This window comes from Oceanisphaera sp. (genome assembly GCF_052084945.1).
In the GTDB taxonomy this organism is placed as follows: domain Bacteria; phylum Pseudomonadota; class Gammaproteobacteria; order Enterobacterales; family Aeromonadaceae; genus Oceanimonas.
In genome coordinates, this window is the sequence record NZ_JBQDEX010000054.1 from 1 (window position 1) to 10,747 (window position 10,747).

At 47.2% G+C, this 10,747-nt stretch carries 10 protein-coding genes; 1 reads left to right on the plus strand and 9 read right to left on the minus strand.

Features of this window, described 5'->3' with window-relative positions; translation table 11 throughout:
- Positions 1-52: 52 nt before the first annotated feature.
- The 6 genes from ACTHY5_RS06705 to ACTHY5_RS06730 all read right to left on the minus strand — a co-directional run bounded on the left by ACTHY5_RS06705 (position 53) and on the right by ACTHY5_RS06730 (position 4,309).
- Positions 53-409 carry a sirohydrochlorin chelatase gene (locus ACTHY5_RS06705; protein WP_441878012.1) on the minus strand — a complete coding sequence of 119 codons (357 nt, stop codon included), beginning with the start codon at positions 407-409 and terminating at the stop codon, positions 53-55.
- Between the two features lies 1 nt (position 410).
- The gene (locus ACTHY5_RS06710; protein WP_441878014.1) at positions 411-839 is read right to left on the minus strand and encodes a hypothetical protein; all 429 of its coding nucleotides are present in this window, start codon (positions 837-839) and stop codon (positions 411-413) included.
- Positions 840-987: 148 nt separating this feature from the next.
- The gene (gene hupA, locus ACTHY5_RS06715; protein ID WP_441878016.1) at positions 988-1,260 is read right to left on the minus strand and encodes a nucleoid-associated protein HU-alpha; all 273 of its coding nucleotides are present in this window, start codon (positions 1,258-1,260) and stop codon (positions 988-990) included.
- A 293-nt stretch (positions 1,261-1,553) separates the two neighbouring features.
- Positions 1,554-2,417 (minus strand): NAD(P)-dependent oxidoreductase, encoded by an 864-nt coding sequence (locus tag ACTHY5_RS06720; protein ID WP_441878018.1) that lies wholly within the window; start codon positions 2,415-2,417, stop codon positions 1,554-1,556.
- Positions 2,418-2,447: 30 nt separating this feature from the next.
- Positions 2,448-2,996 (minus strand): response regulator transcription factor, encoded by a 549-nt coding sequence (locus ACTHY5_RS06725; RefSeq protein WP_441878020.1) that lies wholly within the window; start codon positions 2,994-2,996, stop codon positions 2,448-2,450.
- Positions 2,996-4,309 (minus strand): ATP-binding protein, encoded by a 1,314-nt coding sequence (locus ACTHY5_RS06730; protein ID WP_441878022.1) that lies wholly within the window; start codon positions 4,307-4,309, stop codon positions 2,996-2,998. The genes ACTHY5_RS06725 and ACTHY5_RS06730 overlap by 1 nt, the downstream gene beginning before the upstream one ends.
- Positions 4,310-4,495: 186 nt before the next feature.
- Here ACTHY5_RS06730 and ACTHY5_RS06735 point away from each other — a divergent pair, with 186 nt between their 5' ends.
- Positions 4,496-6,478 carry a TonB-dependent copper receptor gene (locus ACTHY5_RS06735; RefSeq protein ID WP_441878024.1) on the plus strand — a complete coding sequence of 661 codons (1,983 nt, stop codon included), beginning with the start codon at positions 4,496-4,498 and terminating at the stop codon, positions 6,476-6,478.
- Positions 6,479-6,536: 58 nt separating this feature from the next.
- Here ACTHY5_RS06735 and astD read toward each other — a convergent pair whose 3' ends face one another.
- The 3 genes from astD to ACTHY5_RS06750 form a co-directional block, all read right to left on the minus strand.
- Positions 6,537-8,006, minus strand: coding sequence for a succinylglutamate-semialdehyde dehydrogenase (gene astD, locus ACTHY5_RS06740; protein WP_441878026.1), 1,470 nt, complete (start codon positions 8,004-8,006; stop codon positions 6,537-6,539).
- Between the two features lie 67 nt (positions 8,007-8,073).
- The gene (gene astA / locus ACTHY5_RS06745) at positions 8,074-9,126 is read right to left on the minus strand and encodes an arginine N-succinyltransferase (RefSeq protein WP_441878028.1); all 1,053 of its coding nucleotides are present in this window, start codon (positions 9,124-9,126) and stop codon (positions 8,074-8,076) included.
- A gap of 82 nt (positions 9,127-9,208) precedes the next feature.
- A complete protein-coding gene (locus tag ACTHY5_RS06750; protein WP_441878030.1) occupies positions 9,209-10,423 on the minus strand; it encodes an aspartate aminotransferase family protein in 1,215 nt (404 codons plus the stop codon).
- Between the last annotated feature and the right edge of the window lie 324 nt (positions 10,424-10,747).

Here is a 10,747-nt window from a genome sequence, read left to right on the forward strand (position 1 = left end):
GTTTCCTCTAGGTCCAGCTTTAAATCAGATCACATTTTTACTTAGATTGGTATTAAAGTTGTTCGCCTAGCCAATGAGCAAAGTGAGGTAAGGCGCCTAAATGAGGAGAGAGAGTAATACTCACATTAGGATATTGCTCGCGCTTTTGCTCGACTACACTGGGCAAGTCATTCACCACATGACGACCCTGAGCCAAAAAGTACGGAAATAACCTAATGCTGGTCGCACCGGCGACAATTTGCTGATCAATCGCGTCGGCTAAGCTTGGCTCAGCCAACTCCCAAAAGGCATGCCCCATCACATCAAAGCGTGTCGACATGCCACTAAATAACGACTGAGCAAACTGGGCAATTTCTTCATTGGCCGCCACACGACGACTTCCATGAGCAACCAGTATAAAACCTTTCATGTTATTCCTTTTGTTTATGTTGTTTTACCAGCGGCTCTTGTGCTGCAAGTACATCCACACAGTAATCCCAGCTGGCAATACGATAGTGTTGAATGTCTTTGTCTAAGTGTATGCCTTGGCTTTGTTGATGAAACCAAATTAAAAAGCGAGAAGGGGTAATAAGATAAATTTGGCTTTCTGAATCTGAGTTACCATCGTCAAGCGCCTCTAGCACTTCAGCACCTTCTAACACCCGATAACCCAGTAGATAATCAAATTGTAACTGATAGATCACCTGAGGGGCAGTCTCAGCCTGAGTGGGCATGCCCATAGAGAGTAATAATTGGCCGGTCCAGACATCTTGATAGACTTCGCTAAGTATCAGCCCTGTGGTCAACCCTCGGCTACCTGACCAAGGTGTTGTTATCTGTCGAATGCTATTTACTTCCATCATCGCCTCCCAGTGAGGGAACTGACTCTATTAAGTTATAACAACCTAGCCACTAAACAAGCAAGCTCTAACAAACAGAAAACCCGGCAAAAGCCGGGTTTGAATACAAACTGAGTAATAAAAACGAACAGCGATGGCTGAAGTCTTGTTACTTAATTGCGTCTTTTAGTGCTTTACCCGCAACAAAAGCAGGGACATTAGCCGCTGCAATTTGCAGCTCTGCACCCGTTTGAGGATTACGGCCTGTGCGCGCTGCACGATGGTTTACTTTGAAAGTACCAAAACCAACCAGTTGTACGGGGTCACCTTCTTTTAAACTTTGGGTAATACCGCTAAGTACTTCTTCGAGTGCGGCCTTAGCCTGAACTTTATTTAAATCTGCCTTAGCGGCAATTGCATCAACAAGCTGAGTCTTATTCATAAGGATCCTTTCTCACTTGGCATTAAGTGTTATCCACTCTATTCAAATTTAGGCATCAAGCAAAGCCTTTGTCTTGTAGCTTGGTATCAAGTGCCGTTGTTTTGTGCAAAAACTGCGAAAAACATCACACAACGACCACAAGAAAGGCCGCTACGCTATAACAAACAACGAACTCAGCATAACCGAGCCGAGCGTTCGCTTCCAGAACTCAAGCGCCTTTCAATACAAAAAACCTCTTTTATACTCTCTTTACCCGACAAAAATCGACCTCAAAGTAATGACGAAGCCTAATATCAGCGCGCTAGGTCTTTAATAACGACCGTAGAGTCACACCGGCCCAAGCCTTCTTCAAGCAAGGTTTCATACACCTTGTGTACATGATCGGTTAACGGCAATGTTAAGCCCTGCTGCTTGGCTTCATCCAGACAAATACCTAAATCTTTATGCATCCACTGAGCGGCAAAACCAAAATCAAACTCACCATTAGCCATGGTTTGCGCGCGATTCTCTAACTGCCAGCTTTGTGCTGCACCACCGGCCAACACATCAATGAGGGTCGGAATATCTAATCCGGACTTTTGTGCAATCATCAAGCCTTCAGCAATGCCTTGCACAGCGCCAATAACACAAATTTGGTTTACCATCTTACAGCGCTGTCCTGCGCCCACCGGGCCAAGACGAGTGACTTTCTTACCGTATGCAGATAATACAGGAGTCGCATCGGCTACATCGGCCTCAGCACCGCCCACCATTATGGTCAGCGCACCGTTTTCAGCTCCCAGCTGGCCCCCCGATACCGGAGCATCAATAAAGCGCACCGACTGTTTTTCTGCCGCTGCCGCTAATTCTTCCGACAGCATGGCCGAGGTGGTCGTGTGATCAACCAATAAAGCACCGGCTTTTATGCCCGCTAATACGCCTTGCTCACCATACACTACAGAGCGCACATCATCGTCATTACCGACACAAACCATCACCATATCGGCATCTTTTGCCGCCTCGGCGGGGGTAGCGGCATAAGTGCCGCCGTGACGCTCGGCCCAATCTTTAGCTTTGGCTGCACTGCGATTATAAACACACACTTGGTGTCCGGCTTGCTGTAAGTGCCCCGCCATAGGAAAACCCATCACGCCCAAACCGATAAATGCCAACTTCATGACTATTACTCCTTAACCGATAAAATAAATTTACTGTGCGGACGGTTTTTTTTGCAGCATGCGCTGCAACGTCCGTCTATGCATATTCAGAGCCCTCGCCGCCGCCGAAATATTACCTTGGTGTTGCTGTAATACAAATTGTATATATTCCCATGATTGTTTGCGCACCGAAGGTTGAAAGGCGACCCAATCGGGTTTGCTAATAGTGGCGGGATCAGCTTGCGGCTGAAAAGCCGCTAAAATAGTGTCTACGTCAGCAGGTTTGGGTAAATACTGTGTGGCGCCCAACTTAACTGCGCTCACGGCGGTACTAATGCTGGCGTAGCCGGTGAGTACCACAATATCAGCCTGTGCAAAACGCTGTGTTAATAACGGTAATAATTGCAGCCCGCTTTCACTTCCTAAATTAAGATCTAGGATAATTCCACAAACTGCTGCTTCTTGCGCTAGCGCCTGACTGCCCTTTTCAGCCCACAGTAAGCTGAGCCCGCGCCGCTGAAAGCCGCGTATCAGTAGATGGGCAAAGGTCGGATTATCATCGATAAGTAAAAAATGGCTGTCTGCTGAGTCGGTTGTCATCAAGGGTGTACTCCATTATCAAGCTGCTCATGCTCAGACAATGTCAGTGGGATCTGAATATGCGCATGCACGCCGCCATTGGGCTGGTTACGTAAGGTCAAACTGCCCTTAAGCCGTGAGAATGTGGCATGAGCAAGCCATACCCCCATGCCCAAACCCGCCATTTTTTCTGATGTTTGCTGATTCAACCCTGCCTGTGCTAATTGCTCATCACTCAGGTGTCCTTGCCGATTATAAATATCAATATTCAAGGTCAATTCCTTATCAACCTGAGTATGCAATTCAACACGATTCTCGCCCGCGTCAGCGGCATTATCCATAATATTAAGCAATGCCGACCAAAATAGTTCATCAAGCCAAACATAATGATCCTGTTCTGAGCTAGGTTTAAGCCAGTGATACTGCACATCGGGCCGCAAATTTGCCCAACGCTCTAAATAGGCTTGAAGCTCAGTAAATAGCCACTGCGCTTTGGCTCCCGACGTCTCTCTACGCTTTAGTTGCCACAATACGTCTCGGCACAATACGAGCTGCTGGTATTGTAAGGCAAGATGTTGTTGCCCGGCATCGGTTAACTGCGATTCAGAGCTCAACTCTTCATTTAACAAAAACAAATTATTCAGTGGTGTAGAAAGCTGATGAGCCACAGATGCTGACTCTATACCTAACAATAAAAATTGCTCTTGCTCTTGCTGCTTTTGATAGGTTAGCTGCAATAACTGCTCTTTTCGCGCCAGTAAGCCCATTAACCAAGACACAGAGGCGGTGATTAATATGGCGGATAAGCTAAAGGTCAACCACATTCCCAGCAAGTGCACATTAAACAAAGGCGCCATACTGGCCCCATGATCACTGTGATCCATCGCCAAGGCAAGGGGCTGATACCAATAAAAAAGCCCCCCATAGCTGATCATGGCAATGCCTACACAGCCCCAAGCAAAAGCCGTTGAGCAGGTCAGTGCTGCTATTAGTAGCGGAAACAAATACAGTGCGGCGGCGGGGTTCATTACACCACCGCTAAAATAAGCAATGGCTGTTAATAACAAAATATCTACCAGCAGGCCTACTTCTTTTAAGCCAGCTTGCAGCGGGGACCAAATGACTAACCCCGTCATTAATCCATTAAATAAACATAATGCCAGCAATAACCCATTTAATTCAGGGCCCAATACCGGCAATAACAGCCAATGGCTAAACAGCATGGCCCCTGCTAATGCCACAAAAAATAGCCAGCGTACCGCAAGTACAAACCATAAAGAATTAAATGCCTGCCAAGCACTGTGCCATGGCTCACCCGCCCTAGTGTATTGCATTATTCATCCTTAACATCTTCTGAACTAGCGCCTATCACTCTGTGTTATGCACTGCGACAATATGTCGCATTGTGGCGAGCGCCTTACCCCTTTATTGTACTTTGCCGTTACCTACCCCTGTGCCAAACACAGGTTGATAGTAGATTTGAACTCACTTAATCACTCCCTAAGAGGCTAACGGCAACCATGATAAAACACCATGCTCTTTCTTTTTTTTCTGTTACTTTTCCCTTATTTATTATGCCAAGCGCCCATGGGCAAACCTCAGAGCAAACAGAGGTGCCTCTCACCCAAGCCACCAGCATTATAGTGACAGCCTCAGCGCTAGCTCAGCCCAATCGCATTAGCCTAGATCCTAAATCACCGGTGCAGCCCATTCCCGCCGCCGACGGTGCCGGCTTGCTCAAAACCGTACCCAATATGAGTGTGACTCGTAAAGGTGGCATGTCTGGTGATCCGCTGTTTCGTGGCTTAGGAGGATCGCGCTTATCAATTACCAGCGACAACACCTATGTTTTAGGCGGCTGTGGCGGACGCATGGATCCCCCCACTTCCTATTTATTTCCGCGATCGTTTGACGAAGTGCTGATTACCAAGGGGCCACAAACAGTAACCCAAGGGCCAGGCTTGGTGGCAGGTTCGATCCAATTTATACGTCACCCTCGTTATTATAACGATACAGAATTTAACCTAGAAAGTGGCATAACCACCGGCAGTGCCGAGCGTTTTGATGCCTTTGCTGAGCTAGATGCCGGTAATAGCTTGGGATATGTGCGTTTAAATGCGAATCATAACCAGGCTCACGATTATCAAGATGGCGGGGGGAACATTGTGCACTCAGGTTACGATAAAAACAGCCAGAGCTTACAGCTGGGGTTAACACCGGATGAGCTGAGTTTACTGGAAGTATCTTACGATCGCAGCCGAGGGGAAGCCGCCTATGCTGACCGCAGTATGGATGGCAGCCAATTTGATCGAGATGCTTGGGGCATCAAGTTAGAACGCGACGCCATTACCCCCTGGCTAAGCCGATTACAATTACAGTATGGCCACAGCGTTATTGATCACGTGATGGACAACTATAGCCTGCGCGCCAATAGCGGTATGTTTAAAGCCATGAATCCAGAGCGCAGCACAGATACTGCCAGATTGATGGCCGAGCTGAGCTTAGGCGAGCATCAAACGCAGGTGGGTGTTGATTGGCTGCAAGACAAGCATAGTTCACGCATGGGCATGGGTATGACGGCTGCCGCCGCCAATCGTTATCAACATAAGCCCTACCAAGATACTCAATCTTTTGAAAACATAGGCTTTTTTATCGAAGATAAATGGCAGCTTAATTCACATCAACACCTGATCAGTGGGCTGCGCCTAGATCATACTCAAGCCCGCTTTGAAAAAATGCACACCACTAACTCCCTTAAAGAACAGGACTATCAGCTACAAGCCGGCTTTGTGCGGCTGGAACACCAACAAGATGATTGGACCTGGTACGCCGGATATGGCAAAGCCGAGCGAGCCCCCGACTTTTGGGAACGCAATCGTAATCCTGCTCTGAGCAGTGAAACCAACCACCAAATAGATACTGGAGTGCTTTATCGCAACAACACCCTCAGCGGCTCAGTGTCTTTATTTGCCGGCTATGTAAACGACTTTATTTTGGTGGATAACTTAGCCTCGACACCTGCCCGCAATATTGATGCGCGCCGTTTTGGCGGTGAGGCCGAATTCAGCTGGCAGTTTATGCCTAACTGGTCACTCAGCAGTAACTTGGCTTATACCTACGGACAAAACCACAGTGAAGGCATTGCACTGGGTCAAACGCCTCCGTTAGAGCTCAACACCAGCCTTGGATATGATAGTAACGATATTGAAGTCGCCTTATTAATGCGCAATGTGGCAGCACAATCTCGCTTTGCCGAAGGCCAAGGTAATATTATTGGTCAGGACTTAGCCGCCTCTTCTGGCTTTAGCGTCTTTTCCGTTAATGGCGGTTGGCAAATTACCCCAGCACTTAAGCTAGCAGCTGGAGTCGACAACTTATTTGACAAGGAATATAGCGAATTTATCAACAAACAAGATGCCAACTTAGCGGGCATCAACCCACAAATTCGCCGCATCAACGAACCCGGTCGTCAATGGTGGGCAGATCTACAACTGAGCTTTTAACATTAAATAGGAGCCCTCTTGGGCTCCTATTATAAAGACATACAGATAGCGTTAGAGTCTAAAAAAACACCCCGGGCACCAGTTGCTCTGGCATACTCACCTTATCATCTTCTACTGATGCCACCGGGTAAGCACAGTAGTCGGCGGCATAATAGGCACTGGCTCTGTGGTTACCGCTATCACCCACGCCCCCAAAGGGAGCCGCGCCCGAGGCACCGGTAATGGGCTTATTCCAATTAACAATACCGGCACGTATATGACGATAAAAATACTCCCAATCTTGCTGATAATCTGACAGTAATCCGGCTGATAAACCATAGCGAGTCTGATTGGCTATCTCCACCGCTTTAGCTAAATCCTGATAGCGAATCACCTGTAACAGCGGGCCAAAATATTCTTCATCAGGTAACTCAGTAATATGAGTAACATCAATAATGCCTGGCGAGACTAAAGCTGTGCCACTTTGTAGTGACGTTAGCATCAGCAAAGATTGCCCCCCCAGCGCCAATAAATTCGCTTGAGCCGCTATCATATTTTTAGCCGCCTGCTCAGAAATAAGTGCCCCCATAAAGGGCTGTGGCTCGGCATCATAACGGCCAACGGTAATGGCTTGAGTAACGGCTATTAGCCGAGATAAAATGCGATCTCCCCGCTCCCCAGTCGGCAATAATAACCGCCGGGCACAGGTGCAGCGCTGACCTGAAGTAATAAAGGCAGACTGCACTATGGCGTACACAGCCGCATCTATATCTTCCACCTCACTGACCACCAAGGGATTATTTCCCCCCATCTCTAGCGCTAAGATTTTACTAGGCTGGCCGGCTAACTGAGTATGCAGTAAATGGCCGGTACTCGATGAACCGGTAAAAAACAAACCATCTATATTGGGGTGGCTGGCCAGTGCTTGCCCGGTGGTTACCTCGCCTTGCACCAAGTTTAATACTCCAGCCGGTAAGCCGGCCTGCTCCCACAACTCCACCATTTTTTGCGCGACTTTGGGCGTTAACTCAGAGGGCTTAAACACCACCGTATTACCGGCAATCAGCGCGGGCACTATATGACCATTGGGTAAATGCCCAGGAAAATTATAAGGCCCAAACACCGCCACCACACCATGGGGTTTATGGCGAATAACAGCGCGCCCCTCGGCAATGGGGTTTTCTGTGATACCGGTGCGCTCAAAATAGGCTTTTTCTGATAGGGCAATTTTTCCGGCCATGGCGGCAGCTTCGGTCATGCTTTCCCAATAAGGTTTACCGGTTTCTTGGGCTATGAGCTGTGCAAGACTGGCTTTGTGCTCAACTAACAGACTGGCATAATGCTTAACAATAATAAGACGCTCTTCTAGATCACGATTAGCCCACGCAACGCTCGCCTCTCGTGCGGCTAATATGGCAGCATTTACCTGCTGAGCACTGGCGGCCTCTCCCGCCCAAAGCACCTGATTGGTAGCCGGATCTAGCGAGGTAAATGAGGGATCCTCGCCGGTTTGCCACTGCCCATTAATATAGTGAACGGCTTTTGTCATACTGAGCTCCTTACTGTGCAACGTATCCGCCATGTTACCCCCTCTGTTAGACCTAAATGGTCAGCCTTTAAGCTTGATGCGACTCTGAATGAGTTAACTTAACCAATCGAACGGTATCGCCATTCTTTACTTTAAGCAAAGTCGCAATGTTTTTATTCAGCACCACCTGCTTGCTATCTTCATTGATCACGACCTCAGCCATTAACGCTCTAAAATGCTCAAATTTAATATTGCTGAGTAAATAAGTAGACGTATCTGTTAACGGTAAAGAGTCATGCTGTTCAAGAATACATACCTTAAGTCGCCTACTGGTTCGTACACTGTGGATCTGTGATAGTTCACACTCCACGCTGGGGCCGGCATCAAAAATATCCACATAGCCACGCCACCTAAAGCCCTCTTCCTCCAACATCCGCAATGCTGGGCGGGTATTATCATGGGTGACGCCAATAACTGATTTAGCCTCTTTAGATAATAAGCTGACATAAATTGGAAATTTAGGCATAAGATCAGCAATAAACCCTTTGCGACCAATACCAGAGAGGTAATCAACCGTAGAGAAATCCATAGAAAAAAAGTGCTCTTGTAACCAGCACCAAAAAGGACTGTTGCCTTTTTCATCCGACACGCCACGCATTTCTGCCAATATTCGGTGATTAAATAACTCACTAAACTCCGCTAGAAATAAAAAGCGGCATTTAGACAGTAAGCGTCCATTGACACCTCGGCGAGCCGACTCTCGTAAAAAAAGGCTACACAGCTCACTCACCCCAGTGTAATCATTGGTTAAGGTAAGGGTTTCTACCACATTATAAATGCCCAGCCGAGTTGAACTGTGCACTTGCTTACCTAGTAAGTAGTTGTAAAAAGGAGATGATAATCCCACAGCCCCATCAATGGCACAGGTACCAACCACCTCACCTGTATCACTGTCTTGGGCAACAAAGAAATATAAAGACTCTCCCTTTGTGCGATGGGCAAAAGAATCAATAGAGAGGTTGAGCTTGTTTTGCAGTAGTTCGTCATTCACTGGCAGTGAGGTAAAGCCATGGCCAGACTCAATAGCAAACTGTTTAAGGGTAGGAAAATCCCGCTGTTCGATGGGGCGAATAACCAACATACTGCCCTCCTTATCACTCAAGTCGAGGCTAGAGCGAGGCACATCGCCTCGCTTTATGGTGTTATTTAGCTTAATAAAACAGTTAGCCGTTAACGACCTTAGCCACCGCCCGCTCAAACCGAGCTAGCCCTTCGCTAACGTCTTCTTTACTGATCACTAACGAAGGCGCAAAACGCACCACATTGGCGCCAGCCACTAATACCATGAGTTGTTCATTCATAGCGGCCTCTAAAAAAGCCTTGGCTTGGCCTTGATACTTTTCATTAAGTACACAACCTAGCAGCAAGCCTTTGCCTCGCACTTCTTGAAAGCATGAATACTTAGCATTAATCGCCGCTATGCCCTCACGATACCAAGACTCACGCTCTTTCACTCCACCTAATAACTCATCAGTATTGACCGCATCAAAGGCGGCTTCTGCCACAGCACAAGCGAGTGGGTTCCCCCCGTAAGTAGAACCATGCGTGCCCGGTTTAAATGAATCAGCAATGGCTGTGCTGGTTAGCATGGCGCCAATCGGAAAGCCGCCCCCCAGAGACTTAGCACTGGTGAGAATATCGGGTGTAATACCTAGCCCCATATACGCAAATAAGTCACCAGTACGCCCAACACCCGTTTGTACTTCATCAAAGATTAATAATGCATTATGTTGATCGCACAGCTCACGCACCGCCTTAACAAAAGCAGGATCTGGGCTTATCACGCCCCCTTCACCTTGCAAAGGCTCCATGACCACAGCACAGGTGTTATCAGACATAATAGCCTTAAGTGCGGCAATATCATTGTAGTCAACATGATCCACATCAGCAGGTTTAGGACCAAAGCCATCAGAATAAGCGGCTTGTCCTCCTACGGTAACGGTAAAAAAGGTACGGCCATGAAACCCTTGGTTAAAGGCTATAATTTGTGACTTTTGCTCTCCAAAATGTTCAAGCGCATAACGACGAGCCAATTTAAATGCCGCTTCATTGGCCTCGGCTCCCGAGTTACAAAAGTACACTTTTTCCGCAAAAGTGGCCGCGACCATTTTATTAGCCAGACGCAAAGCAGGCTCATTGGTCATCACATTACTCACATGCCATAACTTCTCGCCCTGCTCTTTTAACGCCCCCACCAAGGCCGGATGGCAATGCCCCAAACAGCTCACTGCAATACCACCAGCAAAGTCAATATACTCTCGATCTTGCTGATCCCAAACACGCGCACCTTGGCCGCGCACCGGAATAACCTCTGCAGGGGCATAATTGGGAACCATTACTTTATCGAATGACTCGCGGGTGACAGCCATATTAGACATGCTTACTCCTTTAGCTAGTGCAGCTTACTCTGCGAAAAACGTTACAAATATGTAAATACTAGGGGTAATATTACCAACAACTGACGTTCTGTCTCGATAAAAGACAGAAAACAGCCCTCACCAAACACCCGCATCACATAAAAACTTAATAATAATGCATAACTTATCATTAAAAACAAAGAAACTGCACTACTTACACTCATTTATGCATAAATATAATCTATAAAATAATATCAAAAGCTAGGACAGTCAGATCTCTCTTCTCTGAAATAAAAAGACAGGACAGTCATACCTTTTTATGAACACAATAAAGAGACGGGACAG

Bases quoted from the DNA above. Each gene is read 5' to 3' on its own strand.
- ACTHY5_RS06705 (WP_441878012.1), bottom strand. From the start codon at position 409: ATGAAAGGTTTTATACTGGTTGCTCATGGAAGTCGTCGTGTGGCGGCC.
- ACTHY5_RS06710 (WP_441878014.1), bottom strand. From the start codon at position 839: ATGGAAGTAAATAGCATTCGACAGATAACAACACCTTGGTCAGGTAGC.
- hupA (WP_441878016.1), bottom strand. From the start codon at position 1,260: ATGAATAAGACTCAGCTTGTTGATGCAATTGCCGCTAAGGCAGATTTA.
- ACTHY5_RS06720 (WP_441878018.1), bottom strand. From the start codon at position 2,417: ATGAAGTTGGCATTTATCGGTTTGGGCGTGATGGGTTTTCCTATGGCG.
- ACTHY5_RS06725 (WP_441878020.1), bottom strand. From the start codon at position 2,996: ATGACAACCGACTCAGCAGACAGCCATTTTTTACTTATCGATGATAAT.
- ACTHY5_RS06730 (WP_441878022.1), bottom strand. From the start codon at position 4,309: ATGCAATACACTAGGGCGGGTGAGCCATGGCACAGTGCTTGGCAGGCA.
- ACTHY5_RS06735 (WP_441878024.1), top strand. From the start codon at position 4,496: ATGATAAAACACCATGCTCTTTCTTTTTTTTCTGTTACTTTTCCCTTA.
- astD (WP_441878026.1), bottom strand. From the start codon at position 8,006: ATGACAAAAGCCGTTCACTATATTAATGGGCAGTGGCAAACCGGCGAG.
- astA (WP_441878028.1), bottom strand. From the start codon at position 9,126: ATGTTGGTTATTCGCCCCATCGAACAGCGGGATTTTCCTACCCTTAAA.
- ACTHY5_RS06750 (WP_441878030.1), bottom strand. From the start codon at position 10,423: ATGTCTAATATGGCTGTCACCCGCGAGTCATTCGATAAAGTAATGGTT.